The following is a 19,038-nucleotide window of genomic DNA, read 5'->3' as shown; positions in this document are numbered from 1 at the left end:
CCGCGGCCGGCGCGGCTGCGAGCTGGTCAGTACGACTTGGGCAGGCCCAGGGTCTGGTGGGAGACGTAGTTGAGGATCATCTCCCGGCTCACCGGGGCGATACGGGCCACGCGCGCGGCCGATATCAGCCGGGCGAGGCCGAACTCGCGTGTGAGGCCGTTGCCGCCGAGGGTGTGCACGGCCTGGTCGACCGCCTTCACACAGGCCTCCCCGGCCGCGTACTTCGCCATGTTGGCGGCCTCGCCCGCACCGGCGTCGTCGCCCGCGTCGTACAGACGGGCCGCCTTCTGCATCATCAGGCGGGCCAGTTCCAGTTCGATGTGTGCCTGCGCGAGGGGGTGGGCGATGGCCTGGTGGGCCCCGATGGGGGCGTTCCAGACGGTGCGTTCGCGCGCGTAGCCGACCGCCTTGGCGAGGGCGTGGCGGCCCATGCCGATCGCGAAGGCTGCCGTCATGATCCGCTCCGGGTTGAGGCCGGCGAACAGCTGGAGCAGGCCCGCGTCCTCGTCGCCGACCAGGGCGTCGGCGGGCAGCCGGACCTCGTCGAGGACCAGCTCGAACTGCTTCTCCTCGCTGTGCAGTTCCATGTCGATCATGCGGCGGGTGAAGCCGGGCGCGTCTCGCGGGACGATGAACAGGCAGGGCTTGAGCCTGCCGGTGCGGGCGTCCTCGGTGCGGCCGACGACGAGGGTCGCGTCCGCGATGTCCACGCCGGAGACGAACACCTTGCGGCCGGTGAGCAGCCAGTCCGTGCCGTCGCGGCGGGCCGTGGTGGTGATGCGGTGGCTGTTGGAGCCGGCGTCGGGCTCCGTGATGCCGAAGGCCATCAGGCGGGAGCCGTCCGCGAGGGCGGGCAGCCACTGCTGTTTCTGCGCCTCGGTGCCGAAGCGGGCGATGACCGTGCCGCAGATCGCCGGGGAGACGATCATCATCAGGAGGGGGTTGCCCGCGGCGCCGAGCTCTTCGAGGACGAGCGAGAGTTCGGTGATGCCGCCACCGCCTCCTCCATACGTCTCGGGGAGGTTGACGCCGATGTAGCCGAGCTCGGCCGCCTCCCGCCAGAGGGTCCGGTTTCCGGCGTCGGGGTGGTCCTCGGCGAAGGACGCGACGGCCTTGCGGAGGGCTTGGTGCTCTTCGGACTCGATGAGGTCGGTCACTGTGGCTCCTTCGTGTGCGTCGTCGTCGTGGCTGGTCGCGCTCGCGCGGCGCAGCCGCATATCGATACGGCCCGGCGCCCCTAGGGTTCGTTGCTGTCGACCACCGCCAAGAGGGCACCGACCTCGACCTGTTGCCCTGCCGTCACTTGCAGGGCTGTCACCGTGCCCGTGGTCGGGGATGCGATGACGTGTTGCATCTTCATCGCTTCGAGCCAGATCAGCGGTTCGCCGGTGCGGACACTCGATCCGGTGATGAGACCGGGCGCGACCTTGACGACGGTGCCGGGCATGGGCGCCAGCAGGGAGCCCGGGGCCCGGTCGGCTGCCGGGGCGGGGAAGCGCGAAAGAGCCGTGAGGACCGTGGCGTTGACGTGGACCTGGTCGCCGTACCTGGCGACCTCGAACCTGCGCCGGACGCCTTCGGCTTCCAGGACCACCAGGTCCGCTCCGGCGTGCACGACGCGCACGCCGTCCGCCACCAGGCCGTCCCGGGTGTGGTGGTAGCGGACCTCGTGCTCCTCGCCGCCCAGCGCGTACCGCTTGATCTGCGGCTGCGACGGCAGGTTGCGCCAGCCGCCGAAGCGGGAGCGGCCGTGGGCTTCGGCGAGGGCCGCCGCGAGCGGGGCGTACGGGTCGGGGGCCGGCTCGGTGAGCGAGGTGAGGTGGCGGTCGTAGAAGCCCGTGTTCATGCGGGCGGAGGTGAACTCCTCGTGGCGCAGGGAGCGGACGAGCAGGTCGCGGTTGGTCACCGGGCCGTGGATCGCGGCCCGCTCCAGCGCCCCCGCCAGCGTGCGGACGGCCTCCGCGCGCGTGGGGGCGTGCGCGACGACCTTGGCGAGCATCGGGTCGTAGTGGACGCCGATCGTGTCACCGTCGGCGTAGCCGGTGTCCAGGCGGACGGCGTCGGGGACGGCGAGGCGGTGCAGCACTCCGGTCTGGGGCGTCCAGCCGGTCGCCGGGTCCTCGGCGTAGAGGCGGGCCTCCACGGCGTGGCCACGCGCGCGTGGGGGCTCGGGGGCGAGGGCGTGCCCTTCGGCGACGCGGATCTGCTCGGCGACCAGGTCAAGCCCGAACACGGCCTCCGTGACGGGGTGTTCGACCTGGAGGCGGGTGTTCATCTCCAGGAAGTGCGCCCTGCCGTCGGCGACGAGGAACTCGACGGTGCCCGCGCCGACGTAGTCGACCGCGCGCGCCGCCCGGACGGCGAGGGCGCCGAGCTCCCGCGTGAGCGCGTCGGAGAGGCCGGGCGCCGGGGCCTCCTCGATCACCTTCTGGTGGCGGCGCTGGAGCGAGCAGTCGCGCGTGCCGAGCGTCCACACGGTGCCGTGCGCGTCGGCGAGGATCTGCACCTCCACATGGCGGCCGTCGACGACGTACGGCTCGACGAACACCTCGCCGTCGCCGAAGGCGCTCGCGGCCTCCGTGCGCGCCGCCTCCAGGGCGCCGTGAAGGTCCTCCGTACGGCGTACGACGCGCATGCCGCGCCCGCCGCCGCCGGCGGCCGCCTTCACCAGCACCGGCAGGTCGGCGTCCGTCAGGGCGTCCGCGCTCAGCGGGGGCAGGCCCATGAGCGCCTTGGCGCGCGTCTTGGAGGCCATCGCCTCGATCGCCTCGGGCGGCGGCCCGATCCAGACCAGGCCGGCGTCCAGGACCGCGCGCGCGAAGCCGGCGTTCTCCGAGAGGAAGCCGTACCCGGGGTGCACGGCGTCCGCGCCCGCCGCCACGGCCGCCTTCACGATCAGGTCGGCCCGCAGATAGGTGTCGGCGGGCGCCGAGCCCGGCAGACGTACGGCCGCGTCGGCCACGCGTGTGTGCAGGGCGTCGTCGTCGGCGTCCGAGTGCACGGCGACCGTCCGGATGCCCAGCTCCCGGCAGGTGCGGAAGACGCGGCAGGCGATCTCGCCCCGGTTGGCGACCAGCAGAGAAGCGATCACTGGAGTTCCCCTCACATCCGGAAGACGCCGAAGCCGCCGCGCGCGCCCTCGTAGGGCGCGGTGTGGACGGCGGACAGGCACAGCCCGAGGACGGTGCGGGTGTCGCGCGGGTCGATGACGCCGTCGTCGTACAGCCGCCCCGACAGGAACATCGGCAGCGACTCCGACTCGATCTGCTGCTCCACCATGGCGCGCAGCGCGGCGTCGCCGTCCTCGTCGTAGGGCTGCCCCTTCGCCGCGGCCGACTGGCGGGCGACGATGGAGAGCACCCCGGCGAGCTGCTGCGGGCCCATGACGGCCGACTTGGCGCTGGGCCATGCGAACAGGAAGCGCGGGTCGTAGGCCCGCCCGCACATGCCGTAGTGCCCGGCGCCGTACGAGGCGCCCATGAGCACCGACAGGTGCGGCACGCGCGAGTTGGACACCGCGTTGATCATCATCGCGCCGTGCTTGATGATGCCGCCCTGCTCGTACTCCCTGCCGACCATGTAGCCGGTGGTGTTGTGCAGGAACAGCAGCGGGATGTCGCGCTGGTTGGCGAGCTGGATGAACTGGGCGGCCTTCTGCGACTCCTCGCTGAACAGCACGCCCCGGGCGTTCGCCAGGATGCCGACGGGATAGCCGTGCAGGGTCGCCCAGCCGGTGACCAGGCTCGTCCCGTACAGGGGCTTGAACTCGTCGAAGTCGGAGGCGTCGACGATCCGGGCGATCACCTCGCGCGGGTCGAAGGGTGTGCGCAGGTCGCCTGGGACGATCCCCAGGAGCTCCTCGGGGTCGTACTTCGGAGGGACGGCCGGGCCGGGATCCTCGTACGCCTTGCGGTGGTTCAGGCGGGCCACCACGCGGCGTGCCTGCCGCAGCGCGTCCGGCTCGTCGACGGCGAAGTGGTCGGCGAGGCCCGACACGCGCGCGTGCATCTCCGCGCCGCCCAGCGACTCGTCGTCGCTCTCCTCGCCGGTGGCCATCTTCACCAGCGGCGGACCGCCGAGGAACACCTTCGCCCGCTCCTTGACCATGATCACGTGGTCGGACATGCCGGGGACGTACGCGCCCCCGGCGGTGGAGTTGCCGAAGACGACGGCGACGGTCGGGATGCCGGCGGCGGACAGCCGGGTCAGGTCGCGGAAGACGGCCCCGCCCGGGATGAAGATCTCCTTCTGGGAGGGCAGGTCGGCGCCGCCCGACTCGACCAGGCTGATGCAGGGCAGCCGGTTGGCGAGCGCGATGTCGTTCGCCCGCAGGGCCTTCTTCAGCGACCACGGGTTGCTCGCGCCGCCGCGCACGGTCGGGTCGTTGGCCGTGATCACGCACTCCACGCCCTCGACGACCCCGATGCCGGTGACGAGCGACGCGCCGACGGCGTGGTCGCTGCCCCACGCGGCCAGCGGCGACAGTTCCAGGAACGGCGTGTCGGGGTCGAGGAGCAGCTCGACGCGCTCCCGGGCGAGGAGCTTGCCGCGCGCGCGATGCCGGGCGACGTACTTCTCGCCGCCGCCCGCGAGCGCCTTGGCGTGCTCGGCGGTCAGCTCGTCGAGTTTGGCGAGCATCGCCTCGCGGTGGGCGCGGAAGTCGGGGCCGTGGGGATCCAGCGCCGACGGCAGGACGGTCACAGCAGGACCTCCGGGATGTCCAGGTGGCGGGAGCGCAGCCATTCGCCGAGGGCCTTGGCCTGCGGGTCGAAGCGGTGCCGGGAGGCGGCGCCGGCGCCGAGGAGGCCCTCGACGACGAAGTTCAGGGCGCGCAGCTCGGGCAGGACGTGCCGGGTGACCGTCAGCCGGGCGCTCTCCGGGATCAGCTGCCGGAACCGGTCGACGGTCAGCGTGTGGGCGAGCCACCGCCACGCCTCGTCCGTGCGCACCCACACCCCGACGTTCGCGTCCCCGCCCTTGTCCCCGCTGCGGGCCCCGGCGACGAGCCCCAGGGGGGCATTCCGCACGGGTCCGGCCGGGAGGGGGTCGGGCAGGGGCGGCTGCGGTACGGCGTCGAGGGCGAGGGTGACGGCCGGCGGGGGCACCGGGACGCGGCGTCCGTCGTCGAGGACGGCCGTGTGCTCCACCGTGTCCTGCGGGACGTAGGCGGCCTCGAACACCCCGTAGGGGGAGCCCCTTCCGGGCGGGGCGAGGACGTGGAAGCCGGGGTAGCTCGCCAGGGCCAGCTCGACGGCCGCGCCGGTGAGCGCGCGTCCGACGGCGGCCTCGTCGGGGTCGCGGACGACGAGCCGCAGCAGCGCGCTCGCCCCCTCCTCGGTGTCGGCGTCGGCCCGGTCGGTGCGGACGAGCTCCCAGTCCGCCTCCTGCGGGCGCGCCTTCTCGAACACATCCCCCATCTGCTGCCGCACCAGCGCCGCCTTCGCCTCGATGTCGAGGCCGGTGAGCACGAAGACGACCTCGTTGCGGTGGCCGCCGATCCGGCTGAGGCCGACCTTCAGGTCCGGCGGCGGGGCCTCGCCGCGCACGCCGTCGATCCGCACCCGGTCCGGCCCGTCCTGGGTGAGCCGTACGGTGTCCAGCCGGGCGGTGACGTCAGGGCCCGCGTACCGGGCGCCGCCGGTCTCGTACAGGAGCTGGGCGGTCACCGTGCCGACGTCGACGAAGCCGCCCGTCCCCGGGTGCTTGGTGATGACGCAGCTGCCGTCGGCGTGGAGCTCGGCGAGCGGGAAGCCGGGGCGGCGGACGTCGCCCGCGCGGAAGAAGGCGTGGTTGCCGCCGGTGGCCTGCGTGCCGCACTCCAGCACGTGCCCGGCGACGACGGCTCCCGCGAGCCGGTCGAAGTCGGTCGGAGCCCAGCCGAAGTGGGCGGCGGCCGGCCCGGTGACCAGGGCCGCGTCGGTCACCCGTCCGGTGACCACGATGTCTGCGCCCTCGCTCAGGCAGGCGGCGATGCCGAAGCCGCCGAGATAGGCGTGGGCGGTGAGGCTCCCGGGGTGGCGGGCGCCGAGGTCGTCGCCCTCGACGTGGGCGACCCGCACCGGGACGCCGAGGCGGCCGGCGAGTTCGCGCACGGCGTCGGCGAGTCCGGCCGGGTTGAGGCCGCCGGCGTTGGTCACGACGCGGACGCGCCGGTCGTGCGCGAGGCCGAGGCACTCCTCCAGCTGGCGCAGGAAGGTGCGGGCGTACCCGGCGGAGGGGTCCTTCAGCCGGTCCCGGCCGAGGATCAGCATGGTGAGTTCGGCGAGGTAGTCGCCGGTGACGACGTCGAGTTCACCGCCGGTGAGCATCTCGCGCAGGGCGTCGAAGCGGTCGCCGTAGAAGCCCGAGGCGTTGCCCACGCGCAGCGGCGCGGTCACCGGACCGGGGCCTTCGCGCCGTCGCCTGACTTCGGCGGGCGGCCGGCGCCGGGCGGCCCCGCGAAGGCCTGCGCGACGTCCAGCCAGCGGTCGGCGTCGGGTCCTTCGGCGCGCAGGGCCAGGTCGGCGCGGTGGGCGCGCTGGGTGACCAGGAGGCAGAAGTCGAGGGCGGGGCCGGTGACGCGGTCGGCGGCGTCCTCGGGGCCGTACGTCCACAGCTCGCCGCCGGGGCCGAGGAGTTCGACGCGGAACTCCTCGAACGGCACGGACAGCCCGTGGACGCCGAAGGAGAAGTCACGGGTGCGCACGCCGAGGCGGACGATGTGCCGGAGCCGGTCGGTGGGTTCGGGGGTCACGCCCAGCGCGTCGGCCACGTCCCGGGCGTGGGCCCAGGTCTCCATGAGCCGGGCGGTGGCCATGGAGGCGGCGGTCATCGGAGGGCCGTACCAGGGCAGACGCGCGCCCTCGGGCACCGCCGCCAGGGCGTCCTGGAGGGCCGCGCGCCCGTCCCGCCAGTCCGCGAGCAGCTGCGCGGGCGGTTTCCCGGCCCCCTCGTTCGCGCCGTTGTCCACGAAGTCGCCGGGTTCCGCCAGCGCCTTCTCCACCTCGCGGGCGAAGGCGGCCTGGTCGGTCACGGCCAGCACGGAGGAACGGTCGGTCCAGGCGAGGTGCGCGATCTGGTGGGCGACGGTCCAGCCGGGGGAGGGCGTCGGGAGCGCCCACTGATCGGACGTCAACTCAGCTACCAGCAGGTCGAGTTCGTCGCTCTCGGCACGCAGGTCGGCTAGCACGGGCGTGGGGTCGGCCATGGGGGGAGCATGGCAGCGGGCCTAGAAACAAGCAAGCATGCTTGCATTATTTGCTGCACGGGCACGCACGCGTGCAGGCCATGGACGACCGCGCCTCACACCTCCGGCACAGCCGTCTTGACGCGCCCCACCTGGGTCCGCACGGCCCCCATGCTCGCCGCGACGACGAGGGCGATCGCGGCGGCCTGCGCGGCGGAGAGCGTCTGGCCGAGGACGAGGAAGCCGGACAGGGCGGCGAGGGCGGGCTCCAGGCTCATCAGGACCGCGAACGTGGAGGCGGGCAGGCGGCGCAGGGCGAGGAGTTCCAGGGTGTACGGCAGGACCGAGGACAGCAGCGCCACCGCGGCCCCGAACCCCAGCGTCACCGGGTCGAGGAGCCTGGGGCCGGACTCGGCGAGCCCCAGCGGCACGAAGAGCAGCGCGCCCACCGCCATGGCCAGCGCAAGACCGTCGGCCTGCGGGAAGCGGCGGCCCGTGCGGGCGCTGAAGACGATGTACGCCGCCCACATCACGCCCGCACCCAGGGCGAACGCCGCCCCCACCGGGTCGAGGTCGCCGAACCCGCCGCCGCCGAGCAGGAAGACGCCCGCGAGGGCGAGCGCGGCCCAGACGAGGTTGACGGCGCGCCGCGAGGCCAGGACGGACAGGGCGAGCGGGCCGAGGACTTCGAGGGTGACCGCCGGGCCCAGCGGAATGCGGGCCACCGCCTGGTAGAAGAGGCCGTTCATCGCGGCCATGGTGACGCCGAAGACGACGACGGTGGCCCAGTCGGCCCGCGAGTGCCCGCGCAGCCGCGGCCGGCAGACGACGAGCATCACGACGGCCGCCACCAGCAGCCGCAGCGCCACCACGCCCAGCGCGCCCGCCCTCGGCATCAAGGTCACCGCGAGCGCGCCGCCGAACTGCACGGACACACCCCCGGCGAGCACGAGCCCGACGGGCCCGAGGGATCCCCAGCGGCCGCTTGGACCAGCACCCGCCCCCGTGGAGGCGGAGGCGGACCGGGACGACGGGGTGGACGTGGCGGCGGTGTCGGAGGTGCTCACGGGCGGTCCTGGATCTCGGCTCGGGAAGAGCGCCGACGCCGACGGCGACGACACGGGGCGACTAGGCGCATGCGTTCAGCAAGATGTACTTTCCAGTCCACGGTAATGGACCAGGACAGGAGTGTGAAGCGGATTAGCCGCTGTCACCCCGTCATCTCAGATCCCGGACGCCCTGGACCCTCCGGACGCCCCGGACGCGTCGGACGTCCTCTCACCGGACGCCCCCTCCAACGCCCCCTCCAACGCCTCCGCCAGCACCTCCGCCAGATGCCGCCCCCGCACTCCCGCCAGCTGTTCCAGCTGGGTCCGGCAGGAGTAGCCGTCCGCCAGGACCGCCGCCCCCGGGGGAGCCTCGCGCACGGCGGGCAGGAGCTGTTCCTGCGCGCAGCGCTCGGAGACCTCGAAGTGCCCCTTCTCGAAGCCGAAGTCGCCGGCCAGGCCGCAGCAGCCGCCTGCCAGCTCGCCGGTGAGGCCGGCGGCCGCGCGCAGGCGGCGGTCGGGCGCGTCGCCCAGCACCGCGTGCTGGTGGCAGTGGGTCTGGCCGACCGCCGGGCGGTCCAGGCGCGGCGGAGTCCAGTCGGGGGCGTGGCGCTCCAGGGTCTCCGCGAAGGTGAGGACCCGGGCGGCGAGACGTGCCGCGCGCGGGTCGTCGGGCAACAGGTCCGGCAGGTCGGTGCGCAGGGCGGCCGCGCAGCTCGGCTCCAGGACGACGACCGGGGCCGCCGTCTCCAGCACCGGTTCCATCAGGTCGAGCGTGCGGCGCAGCACCACGCGCGCGTGGTCGAGCTGCCCGGTGGACACGTACGTCAGCCCGCAGCAGACGCGCCCCCGGCGGGCCGTCAGCAGCCGCAGGGCGGAGCGGGAGCGGGCGTCGCCGACGGGCCGTCCGCGCATCCGCAGCGTCGGCGGCAGAGCGACCCGCAGCCCCGCCGCCTCCAGCACCCGCACGGCCGCCCGTCCGACGGCCGGCGAGAGATGCTCGGTGAACGTGTCCGGCCACAGCACGACGAGATCGCCCGTGCCGTCAGCGGGGCGCCTGCGCCGCCACCAGCGGCTGAACGTCTCCCGCGCGAGCCGTGGGATCGTCCGCTCCGGCGCGATCCCGCCCGCCCGTTTCACCGCCCACGCGACCGGCCCCGTCGAGGTCAGCGCGTTGAACAGCGGCACCGCGCGCGTGCGGCTCGCCCAGCGCAGCCACACCGGGAGCCGGCCCATGCTGTAGTGCGCGGCGGGGCGTCGCCGGCCCGAGTAGTGGTGGTGCAGGAACTCCGCCTTGTAGGTGGCCATGTCGACCCCGACCGGGCAGTCCGAGCGGCAGCCCTTGCAGGACAGGCACAGATCCAGCGCCTCCCGCACCTCCTCCGAGCGCCAGCCGTCGGTCACCAGCTCGCCCGCCAGCATCTCGTGCAGCAGTCGCGCACGCCCGCGCGTGGAGTGCTGTTCCTCGCCGGTGACGCGGAAGGACGGGCACATCACGGCGGGCCCGGACGCCGTCGCCGTACGGCACTTGGCGACGCCGACGCAGCGCCGGACCGCCGCCGAGAAGTCGCCGCCGTCGCCGGGGTAACCGAAGGCCACGTCGACGGGCTCGCGGGGCAGGACGGAGAAGCGCAGACCGGAGTCCAGGGGCGCGGGCCGCACCAGCATCCCCGGATTGAGCAGGTCGTCCGGGTCCCACACCCCCTTCGCCCGCTCGAAGAGGGCGACCATGTCCGCGCCGTACATCGCCGGCAGCAGTTCCGCCCGCGCCTGTCCGTCGCCGTGCTCGCCCGACAGCGAGCCGCCGTGGGCCGTGACCAGCTCGGCCAGTTCCTCCGAGAAGCGGCGGAAACGCGCCACGCCCGCCGCGCCGAGCAGGTCGAAGTCGATGCGGACGTGGATGCAGCCGTCCCCGAAGTGCCCGTACGGGGTGCCGCGCAGACCGTGTGCGGCGAGCAGCGCCCGGAAGTCGCGCAGATACGCGCCGAGCCGGGCCGGCGGGACCGCGCAGTCCTCCCAGCCGGGCCAGGCCTCCGAACCGTCCGGCATCCGGGTGGCGGTGCCGCTGGCGTCCTCGCGGACCCGCCACAGGGCCCGCTGCCCGGCCTCGTCCGTCACCACCATGGCGTCCACGACGTCCGCCCCGCGCAGGACGGCCTCCGCACGCGTGCGTGCCTCGCCCGCCGAGTCCCCGCCCGTCTCCACGAACAGCCAGGCCCCGCCCCGCGGCAGCCCCGCAGGCGACGGCACCAGGTCGGCCGCCATGCCCTCGACCGTCAGCGGCCCGTACTGAAGCAGCCCGGCTGCGGCCTCGGCGGCGGCCGTCTCGTCGGCGTAGCCGAGCACCGCGAGCGCACGCGCGCGTGGCGCTTCGACGAGGCGGACGACGGCCTCCGTGAGCACGCCCAGCGTGCCTTCCGAGCCGCAGAAGGAGCGGGCCACGTCGGCGCCGTTCTCGGGCAGCAGGGCGTCCAGCGCGTACCCGGAGATACGGCGGGGCAGCTCGGGGAAGCCGGTGCGCAACCGGGCCAGCTCGCCGTCGACGAGTTCCCGCAGACCGTCCGGCGCCCCGCTCCACCCCCGCCCGAGCCGCAGCCGCCCGCCCCGCGCGGTCACCACGTCCAGCTCGCGCACGCTGTCCGCCGTCGTCCCCCAGGCCACCGAGTGCGAGCCGCAGGAGTTGTTGCCGATCATCCCGCCGAGCGTGCAGCGGTTGTGGGTGGACGGGTCGGGCCCGAAGCGCAGCCCGTGCGGCGCGGCGGCCTCCTGGAGCCGGTCGAGGACCAGCCCCGGCTGGACGACGGCGGTGCGCGCGCCGGGGTCCAGGGAGACCAGCCGGTTCATGTGCCGGGTGAAGTCCAGCACCACCCCGACGCCGGTGGCCTGCCCGGCGATCGACGTGCCCCCACCGCGCGGCACCACGGGCACCCCGCGCTCCCGGCACACCTCCAGCACGGCCGCCACGTCGTCGGCGTCGCGCGGGGCGACGACGCCGAGCGGGACGCGACGGTAGTTGGAGGCGTCCATGGTGACCAGCGCCCGGGAGGCGACGTCGAACCCGACGTCACCCCTGACGGCCTTGCGCAGTTCGTCCTCGAGATCCGACATCCGTCCCACCGATCAGCCCGTCCGCACCTGGGTTCCTCGGACTATGCCCTCCCCCTGATTCTCGTCTCACCCGACGGACGAGGTTTCGCCCGCGTTTACGGAAACGGCTACGCTCGCCTGCGTGGCTGAGATCCAGATTCCTGCTGACATCAAGCCCGCCGACGGTCGATTCGGCGCGGGCCCCTCCAAGGTGCGGATCGAGGCGCTGGACGCCCTGGCCGCCACCGGCACCTCACTCCTCGGCACCTCCCACCGCCAGGCCCCGGTCAAGAACCTGGTCGGCCAGGTGCGCGAGGGAATCTCCGAGCTGTTCCAGGTCCCGGACGGATACGAGGTGATCCTGGGCAACGGCGGCTCCACCGCCTTCTGGGACATCGCGACCCACGGCCTGATCGAGAACAAGTCGCAGCACCTCAGCTTCGGCGAGTTCAGCTCGAAGTTCGCCAAGGCCGCCAAGCTGGCCCCCTGGCTCGCCGAGCCCACCGTCATCTCCTCCGACCCGGGCACGCACCCCGAGCCCGAGGCCGAGGCCGGCGTCGACGTCTACGCCTTCACGCACAACGAGACCTCCACCGGCGTCGCCGCCCCCATCCGGCGGGTGCAGGGCGCCGACGAGGGCGCGCTGGTCCTGGTGGACGCCACCTCCGGCGCCGGCGGCCTCCCCGTCGACATCGCCGAGACTGACGTCTACTACTTCGCCCCGCAGAAGTCCTTCGCCTCCGACGGCGGCCTGTGGATCGGCGTCTTCTCCCCGGCGGCGATCGAGCGCGCCGAGCGCGTCCACGCCTCCGGCCGCCACGTCCCGGAGTTCTTCTCGCTCCCGACGGCGATCGACAACTCCCGCAAGAACCAGACGTACAACACCCCGGCCCTGTCGACCCTCTTCCTGCTGAACCAGCAGCTCGAGTGGATCAACGGCCAGGGCGGCCTGGACTGGTCGGTGCGCCGCACGGCGACCTCGGCCCGCACGCTCTACGGCTGGGCCGAGGACGTCAAGTACGCCGACCCGTTCGTCACCGACCCGGCCAAGCGCTCCGCCGTCATCGGCACGATCGACTTCACCGACGAGGTGGACGCCGCCGCCGTCGCCAAGGTCCTGCGCGCCAACGGCATCGTCGACACCGAGCCCTACCGCAAGCTCGGCCGCAACCAGCTGCGCGTCGCGATGTTCCCGGCGATCGACCCGGCGGACGTCGAGGCCCTGACGAAGTGCGTCGACTACGTGATCGAACAGCTCTAACCCGTACGGCAGCACCATGAAGGGCGCTCGGTGACGGCACCGGGCGCCCTTCGCCGCGTCCACGGGGCCTCGCGGCCCCGCCTGCCCTCGTGGCGGGTCTACGTCGCCGTGCAGCTCACGCTCGGTACGCCTCCCCCGCCCGGCGCCCCGCCGAAGCCGAGGCTCGCCGAACCGCCCGCCGGGACGCTGCCGTTGTGTGCGGCGTTCGCCGCCGTCACCGTCGCACCGGTCTGGGTGTACGTCGCGTTCCACATGTTCGTCACCTTCTGGGCGCCGGGCCACGTCCAGGTGACCTTCCACGAACTAAGCGGCTTGGAACTGGAGTTGGTGACCTTCACCTCCGCGTTGAAGCCGCCTCCCCAGTCGCTGCTGACGCTGTAGACGGCGGTGCAGGCGGGCGTGCCGCCACCCGGGTCGCCGGGATCGCCGCCTCCGGGGCCGGGAGGGAAGCCCGGGGCCTTGATGCTCGTTAGGTAGCCGTCCCTCACGGTGTCCACGGTCGTCCAGTCGTCCTTCAGGATGCCGCCGGTGTCACCGGAGTTGGGGTTCCAGGACCAGAAGGTCCAGTGGAAGGAGTCGTTGCCGTACGCCGACGTCGAGCGCAGGTAGCTCACCAGGGCGGACAGCCAGCGCTGGTCGACGGTGGACTGGAGCGTCGTGCCGAACTCGCCGAGCCAGACCGGGGCGATGTTCTGCTTGAAGATGTAACCCCAGTACCGGTCCCAGATGCCCGGCATGTTCGCGGGGAACGAGGGGTCGCTGAACCAGGGCTGCTGGGCCACGCTGGTGGCGTAGTCGTGCGCCGAATACACCAGCCGGTCGGCCACGTTCAGACGGACCGGGTACTGGGCGACGCCCATCAGGTTGCCGCCCCACCAGTTGGAGGAGCCGTTGAAGCTCTGCACGCCCTCCACGAAGATCAGCAGCTGCGGGTTGACGGACAGGACCGCGTTACCGGCCCGCTCGGCGGCCAGCCGCCAGTCCCTGGTCGTGTCGCCGCACCCCCAACAGGCCGGATCATGCGGCTCGTTGTGCAGATCGATGCCGACGACGGCGGAGTTGCCGGCGTAACGGCCCGCCAGCGCCTTGAGGTTGGCGATCCACGTCGACTCGGGAACCGCCTGGGTGTACCAGAGCGCCGACTGGCCCGCCGAGTCCGGCCGGTGGCGGTCCAGGATGACCTTCAGGCCGGTCTGGCCGGCGTAGCCGACGATCTTGTCCAGGACCTGCAGCGAGGTCAGGCCCTGGAGGTCGGCGTTCTTGCCGCCGGAGAAGTCGACACCGACGGGCGTCGCACCCGGCTTGAGGATGTCGTCGCTGTAGGGGACGCGGAGGGTGTTGTAACCCAGCGTCCGGATCTGGTCGACCATGCTCTTGTAGTCGCGGGTCCACAGGCCGTGGACGACCCGGTTGTCGGTCTCGAAGCCGAACCAGTTGATGCCGGCGACGCGGACCGGCTGACCGGCGGAGTCCAGGAGCCGGCGTCCACTGGTGTGCCAGTAGCCGGCTCCGGCGTCGGCGGAGCGGAGCCCGCCCGCCGCCGTCCCGGCTCCGGCCCCCACGTCGGCGGCGGTGTCGGCGGTGGCCCGCGCGCCGGCCGCCAGCGGTAACACGAGCGCGGCGACCACCGCGCACAGCGTCCTGCGCAAGCTGGTGCGGAACATGTGCCTGTTCCTCTCGGGAGGTGCGGGCCGGAATCAGTGGGAGCGCTCCCACCCCGCTCTCCCATGGAAGTCAAGACGCATGAACACGTCAAGATGCGGAACGCTGCGGACTCGGCTTCGCGCCCGACCGGGGGGGGGCGGCTGACCTCCCGCCGATCCCGGTTACCTCCGCAGCCCCCGGGGGGCGTCCGCCGCCCCGGGGGCTTTCGCCGCTGCCGGCGCGGCGAACCGCCTCGCTGCCCGCACCCCCCGGGCCTCCGCTACCCCCGGGGCCTTCCGCTCCCCCCGGGGCCTTCCCCCGGGGGGGCCTTCCCCCCCCCGGGGCCCCCACCCCCGGCGTCTCCGCCGCTCCCGCTACCCCCGCCGCCGCAGTCGCCGCACGCCGAACGCGGCCAGGCACAGCGCCGCCAGGGCCGCCGCGCCCAGCTTCACGGTCCTGCCCGCCCCCTCGCCGCCACCGTCCCCGCTCTTCGAGGACGCCGAACTTCCGCCTCCGGAAGCGGACTTGCCGCTCCCCTCGGCATCGCCCGGAGCGTCCTCCGCCTGCACCGGGCTCTGCTCGCCCTCCGTGCCGTACAGCAGCTTCGAGCCGTCGGCCGAGAAGCTGACGGACTCCCCCTGCCGCTGCAACGGCAGGTCGAGCCGCCCCAGCCGCTCGGGCCGGCCGCCGTTCCAGTCGTAGTCGATGCCGCCGAAGTAACCGCGCACGGCGAGACGCCGGCCGTCCGGGGAGAGGGCGGCGTCGGTGGCCCACAGGTCGATGGGGGCGACGGGCCTGAACACGTTGACGCCGGAGGCGGAGAGCCGGGCCGGGCCCTCGTAGAGGTGCCCGCCCTCCTCCTGCTTGTCGATGATGTAGACACGGCCGGTCTTCGGGTGCACCACGAGCGACTCGGCGTCGCGCGGACCGTCCTGGTACTTCACGACGTACTGCGTGGCCCGGACCTTCTGGTCCTTGAGTTCCTTCGGCTCGGGCAGCCGGTACACCCACACGTGGTCCCACTCGACGCCGTCGTTGTCGCCGATGTCGCCGACGTAGAGCTGGCCGTCCGGTCCGACGGCGATCGCCTCGACGTCGCGCGGGGTGCCCACCCCGGTCATGGTGATCGTCGCGACGGTGCGGCCGGTGGAGCTGTCCACCGCGTAGAGGAAGGCGCCCTTGTCCTGGTCGTTGTGCGTCCAGTAGATCCCGGGGTGCCGGCGGGAGGCGGCCAGGCCGCTGGACTCGGTGATGCGCGGGTCCTCGATCGTGAAACTCCCGTCGCCGTCGGCGGCGGAGGCGGGCACGGTGAGGGCGCCCACGAGCAGGGCCCCGGCAAGGAGGGCGAACGGTCGACGCATGCCCCAAGACTGCCACCCCGCCCGGCCTTTGCGTCGTCCGTGGCAGGCCTCACACCCCACACGTCACCTTGATCCCTCATGATGAGCGGATGCTCAGGTTGATGCCCGTCGGCGACTCGATGACGATCGGCAGCGCGGGTGAGCACACCTGGCGCTACCGCCTGTGGCGGCACCTGTGCGAGACGTACGGCGGCTCGTTCACCCTCGTCGGCCCGCGCGAGACCCTGTACGACAAGGCGGCGGACGCCCCCACCTCGTACACGTACGCCGAACCCGGCTTCCCGCGCCGGCACCTGGCCGGGTGGGGCGAGGGCTGGCTGCACATGGCGCCGCTGGTCGGCGAGGCGGTGCGGGAGCAGCGGGCGGACGTCCTGCTGGTCTCCCTGGGCCTGATCGACCTCGGCTTCTACACGAACGCCGAGCAGACGGCGGACAACGTCCGCGCGTTCGTCGCCGAGGCAAGGGCGGCCCGGCCGGGGGTGCGGGCGGTGCTGCTGCCGGTGATCCCCAACGTCCGCGCCGCGAACGACGCGCCCTTCGCCACGCAGGTCGCCCGCTTCAACGAACTGCTCGCCAAGACGGCGGCGGACCTCGACCAGCCCTCGTCGCCGCTGCTGATGGCGTCGGTCCCGGAGACGTGGGACATCCACACCGACACCTACGACGGCACCCATCCGAACGCCAGCGGCGAACACAAACTCGCCGGCGCGTTCGCGGACGCGCTGCACCAGGCGTGGGGCATGGGCGGCCCCTACGACCCGTAGGACCCGTAACACCCCTAAGGCCCGTAGGGGGCGCAGAAGTTCGCAGGCCCCGGAACCCCCGGTGCCCTACGACCCGTACGCCCCCTACACCCCCGACGACACAGCCGGCTGACGCTCAAGTCCTCACCAGGCGAAGGCCTCCGGGGACGGACCCGGGCCGGGGAAGATCTCGTCCAAGCCGGCCAGGAGCTCGTCGGACAGCTCCAACTCCACTGCGCGGACCGCCGACTGGAGCTGCTCGGCGGTGCGGGGGCCGACGATCGGGCCGGTCACGCCGGGGCGGGTGAGCAGCCACGCAAGGGCGGCCTCGCCGGGCTCCAGGCCGTGCTTGTCGAGAAGGCTCTCGTAGGCCTGCACCTGTGCGCGGACGCCGTCGTCTTCCAGGGCGGCGGCGGCCCGGCCGGAGGCGCGGCGGACGCCCTGCGCCTCCTTCTTGAGGACGCCGCCGAGCAGTCCACCGTGCAGCGGGGACCAGGGGATCACTCCGAGCCCGTACTCCCGCGCGGCCGGGATGACCTCCATCTCGGCGCGCCGTTCGGCCAGGTTGTACAGGCACTGCTCGCTGACGAGCCCGATGGTGCCGCCGCGGCGGGCGGCGATCTCGTTGGCCTGGGCGATCTTGTAGCCGGGGAAGTTGCTGGACCCGGCGTAGAGGATCTTGCCCTGTTGGACCAGGACGTCGATGGCTTGCCAGATCTCCTCGAACGGGGTGTTCCGGTCGACGTGGTGGAACTGGTAGACGTCGATGTGGTCGGTCCCCAGCCGCTTGAGGCTGGCGTCGACCGCGCGCCGGATGTTCAGCGCGGAGAGCTTGTCGTGGTTGGGCCAGGCGGCCCCGTCGCCGGCCATGTTGCCGTACACCTTCGTGGCGAGGACGACCTTGTCGCGCCGCTCGCCCCCCTTGGCGAACCAGCTGCCGATGATCTCCTCGGTGCGGCCCTTGTTCTCGCCCCACCCATACACGTTCGCGGTGTCGAAGAAGTTGATACCGGCGTCCAGCGCCGCGTCCATGATCGCGTGGCTGTCCGCTTCGTCCGTCTGCGGTCCGAAGTTCATGGTCCCCAGGACCAGTCGGCTGACCTTGAGTCCGGTACGTCCGAGCTGCGTGTACTCCATGGGGCCCCAGCCAACGCCTTGAAGCCCACTCGAAGCAAGCAAGCGCCCGCCTGCGATCGCCGCGAGGACAACCCCTCAGGGGGCGCGGGGAACTGCGCGACCAGCCCTCACAGACCCGCAGCCGACCGGCGACGGCCCCCACAGACCCGCAGCCGGCCGGCGACGGCAAGCACCCCGAGCCGCCCGGCCAGCGGAGCTAGAGCGCCGCGGCCACCGCCACGACGACGAACATCAGCACCAGCACGGCGGCCATGATCCGGTTACGGGTTTTCGGGTCCACACCACGAGCCTAACCGGCCCCGCCCAGTGCCCACCGGCCGACCGGGTCGTAGCGGGGCTGCTCCCCCGGCGTCCCGGACCTGGGCAGGTTGCTGCGCACCAATACCAGCTCGCCCACCGTCCACGTCCGGCCGGCGAAGGCGTCCAGCGTCTCGACGTGACGCCGGACGTCGACGGCGTCCCGGCTGCGGGCCAGCGTCAGGTGGGCCTTGTAGCGGCGGTGCTCCCCCATGTCGAGGCCGGCCTTGCGCGCCGCGGCCTCGGCCCGCTCGGCGAGCAGCCGCAGCGCCGCCGTCTCGCCGTCCGCCCCGGCCCACAGCGCCCGCCCGTGCCCGAACTGCCCGCCGCCCCGCAGCGCGAGAGCGAAAGGCGCGGTGCGATGCGCGACCCGCGCCAGCCGGGCCGACAGCTCCGGTACGACGTCGTCGTCGACCTCGCCGTAGAAGGCGAGCGTGAAATGCCAGCCGGGCCGTCCGGTCCAGCGCAACGCGTCCGCACCGGGCAGCTTCCGCAACGCGGCCACCTCGGCGGCGAGTTCGAGGACGACGTCCTCGGGAGGCAGGACCGCTGCGAAGAGTCTCATACGGTCAGTCTGCCCCTGCCCCAGCCCCTGCCCCGGGTTCCGGGCGTGTCCCGGACGCCGTACGTATCGTTGTACTGCGCGGCTGCACCCGCCCACGGGACAGCCGGGGAGGAGCGCCACGATGACCGTCGTCGACGACAGGATCGCCATGGCCGACGCGAACACCCAGCGCCTGGACGAGTGGTTCGAGCGGCTGGAGCAGATGCCCGTCCCCGAAGGATTCCGGGTCGAGATCGTCGGGGGCAGCGTCCACATGACACCTCAGAGGGCCACTCACTGGGAGATCATCTTCCAGATCGCCTTGGCTGTCCGCGAGAAGTCCGGGAAGGGCGTCAGGGTTCTCTCCGACGTCCGCATCGACTTCCCCGGTCAGGAGAACGGCTTCTGCCCGGACGTGGTCAGACTCCGCGACTCCGCTGAGGCCGACGACGAGGGCCGCTGGCGTCACGACGACGTCGAGTTCGTCGCCGAGGTGATCTCCAAGGGCACCGCCGCCAACGACTACGGCCCCAAGAAGACCGCCTACGCCGTCGCCGAGGTGCCCGTCTACCTCGTCGCCGACCCCTACCAGGGCAAGTGTCACCTCTACACGCAGCCCAAGGACGGCGAGTACCTCAGTGAACTGTCGGTGGTCTTCGGGACGGACGTCGACATGACCGCCACCCCCCTCGGCCTGACCCTCAAGACCGACGAGTTCCCCCGCGACTGAACCCGTGCGCGGCCGATCCTGAG

At 73.0% G+C, this 19,038-nt stretch carries 14 protein-coding genes; 3 read left to right on the top strand and 11 right to left on the bottom strand.

Annotated elements, in window-relative coordinates; genetic code table 11:
• Nucleotides 1–26 precede the first annotated feature (26 nt).
• The 7 genes from ACFYXA_RS22430 to ACFYXA_RS22400 form a co-directional block, all read right to left on the bottom strand.
• A complete protein-coding gene (locus ACFYXA_RS22430; protein WP_389035471.1) occupies nt 27–1,157 on the bottom strand; it encodes an acyl-CoA dehydrogenase family protein in 1,131 nt (376 codons plus the stop codon).
• A gap of 80 nt (nt 1,158–1,237) precedes the next feature.
• Nucleotides 1,238–3,091: an acetyl/propionyl/methylcrotonyl-CoA carboxylase subunit alpha gene (locus ACFYXA_RS22425; protein WP_389035468.1), complete on the bottom strand. Its 1,854-nt coding sequence runs from the start codon at nt 3,089–3,091 to the stop codon at nt 1,238–1,240.
• Between the two features lie 11 nt (nt 3,092–3,102).
• On the bottom strand, nt 3,103–4,701 hold the full coding sequence (locus ACFYXA_RS22420; protein ID WP_389035466.1) for an acyl-CoA carboxylase subunit beta: 1,599 nt from the start codon (nt 4,699–4,701) through the stop codon (nt 3,103–3,105).
• The gene (locus ACFYXA_RS22415; RefSeq protein ID WP_389035464.1) at nt 4,698–6,377 is read right to left on the bottom strand and encodes an acyclic terpene utilization AtuA family protein; all 1,680 of its coding nucleotides are present in this window, start codon (nt 6,375–6,377) and stop codon (nt 4,698–4,700) included. Before ACFYXA_RS22415 ends, ACFYXA_RS22420 begins: the two co-directional genes overlap by 4 nt.
• Entirely contained in the window at nt 6,374–7,186 is an 813-nt protein-coding gene (locus ACFYXA_RS22410) for a TIGR03084 family metal-binding protein (RefSeq protein ID WP_389035461.1), read from the bottom strand. The genes ACFYXA_RS22415 and ACFYXA_RS22410 overlap by 4 nt, the downstream gene beginning before the upstream one ends.
• A gap of 95 nt (nt 7,187–7,281) precedes the next feature.
• Nucleotides 7,282–8,232 carry a DMT family transporter gene (locus ACFYXA_RS22405; RefSeq protein WP_389035458.1) on the bottom strand — a complete coding sequence of 317 codons (951 nt, stop codon included), beginning with the start codon at nt 8,230–8,232 and terminating at the stop codon, nt 7,282–7,284.
• A gap of 156 nt (nt 8,233–8,388) precedes the next feature.
• Entirely contained in the window at nt 8,389–11,319 is a 2,931-nt protein-coding gene (locus ACFYXA_RS22400; protein WP_389035456.1) for an FAD-binding and (Fe-S)-binding domain-containing protein, read from the bottom strand.
• 121 nt (nt 11,320–11,440) lie between these two features.
• Here ACFYXA_RS22400 and serC point away from each other — a divergent pair, with 121 nt between their 5' ends.
• Nucleotides 11,441–12,559: a phosphoserine transaminase gene (gene serC, locus ACFYXA_RS22395; protein ID WP_352246529.1), complete on the top strand. Its 1,119-nt coding sequence runs from the start codon at nt 11,441–11,443 to the stop codon at nt 12,557–12,559.
• Between the two features lie 98 nt (nt 12,560–12,657).
• On the opposite strand, the gene ACFYXA_RS22390 is transcribed toward serC, so the two are convergent.
• Together ACFYXA_RS22390 and ACFYXA_RS22385 are read right to left on the bottom strand one after the other, a co-directional pair.
• On the bottom strand, nt 12,658–14,223 hold the full coding sequence (locus ACFYXA_RS22390; protein WP_389035452.1) for a cellulase family glycosylhydrolase: 1,566 nt from the start codon (nt 14,221–14,223) through the stop codon (nt 12,658–12,660).
• 354 nt (nt 14,224–14,577) lie between these two features.
• On the bottom strand, nt 14,578–15,564 hold the full coding sequence (locus ACFYXA_RS22385) for a WD40 repeat domain-containing protein (RefSeq protein ID WP_389035450.1): 987 nt from the start codon (nt 15,562–15,564) through the stop codon (nt 14,578–14,580).
• A gap of 89 nt (nt 15,565–15,653) precedes the next feature.
• Between ACFYXA_RS22385 and ACFYXA_RS22380 the strand changes: the two genes are divergently transcribed.
• Nucleotides 15,654–16,328 (top strand): SGNH/GDSL hydrolase family protein, encoded by a 675-nt coding sequence (locus ACFYXA_RS22380; protein ID WP_389035447.1) that lies wholly within the window; start codon nt 15,654–15,656, stop codon nt 16,326–16,328.
• Between the two features lie 123 nt (nt 16,329–16,451).
• Here ACFYXA_RS22380 and ACFYXA_RS22375 read toward each other — a convergent pair whose 3' ends face one another.
• Both ACFYXA_RS22375 and thpR read right to left on the bottom strand, forming a co-directional pair.
• Nucleotides 16,452–17,444 (bottom strand): aldo/keto reductase, encoded by a 993-nt coding sequence (locus ACFYXA_RS22375; protein WP_389035444.1) that lies wholly within the window; start codon nt 17,442–17,444, stop codon nt 16,452–16,454.
• 289 nt (nt 17,445–17,733) lie between these two features.
• A complete protein-coding gene (gene thpR, locus ACFYXA_RS22370) occupies nt 17,734–18,306 on the bottom strand; it encodes an RNA 2',3'-cyclic phosphodiesterase (RefSeq protein WP_352246546.1) in 573 nt (190 codons plus the stop codon).
• A gap of 121 nt (nt 18,307–18,427) precedes the next feature.
• Between thpR and ACFYXA_RS22365 the strand changes: the two genes are divergently transcribed.
• Nucleotides 18,428–19,015, top strand: coding sequence for a Uma2 family endonuclease (locus ACFYXA_RS22365; RefSeq protein WP_352246547.1), 588 nt, complete (start codon nt 18,428–18,430; stop codon nt 19,013–19,015).
• Nucleotides 19,016–19,038 lie beyond the last annotated feature (23 nt).

The organism is Streptomyces sp. NPDC002566 (assembly GCF_042889585.1).
Lineage (GTDB): Bacteria > Actinomycetota > Actinomycetes > Streptomycetales > Streptomycetaceae > Streptomyces.
Note: the sequence above shows the minus strand (reverse complement) of the source record. Positions and strands in the feature narration are given on the sequence as shown.

What these genes read in the sequence shown, in the direction of transcription:
- ACFYXA_RS22400 (WP_389035456.1), bottom strand. Translation starts at nt 11,319, where the DNA reads ATGTCGGATCTCGAGGACGAACTGCGCAAGGCCGTCAGGGGTGACGTC.
- ACFYXA_RS22385 (WP_389035450.1), bottom strand. Translation starts at nt 15,564, where the DNA reads ATGCGTCGACCGTTCGCCCTCCTTGCCGGGGCCCTGCTCGTGGGCGCC.
- ACFYXA_RS22410 (WP_389035461.1), bottom strand. Translation starts at nt 7,186, where the DNA reads ATGGCCGACCCCACGCCCGTGCTAGCCGACCTGCGTGCCGAGAGCGAC.
- thpR (WP_352246546.1), bottom strand. Translation starts at nt 18,306, where the DNA reads ATGAGACTCTTCGCAGCGGTCCTGCCTCCCGAGGACGTCGTCCTCGAA.
- ACFYXA_RS22375 (WP_389035444.1), bottom strand. Translation starts at nt 17,444, where the DNA reads ATGGAGTACACGCAGCTCGGACGTACCGGACTCAAGGTCAGCCGACTG.
- ACFYXA_RS22380 (WP_389035447.1), top strand. Translation starts at nt 15,654, where the DNA reads ATGCTCAGGTTGATGCCCGTCGGCGACTCGATGACGATCGGCAGCGCG.
- ACFYXA_RS22365 (WP_352246547.1), top strand. Translation starts at nt 18,428, where the DNA reads ATGACCGTCGTCGACGACAGGATCGCCATGGCCGACGCGAACACCCAG.
- ACFYXA_RS22390 (WP_389035452.1), bottom strand. Translation starts at nt 14,223, where the DNA reads ATGTTCCGCACCAGCTTGCGCAGGACGCTGTGCGCGGTGGTCGCCGCG.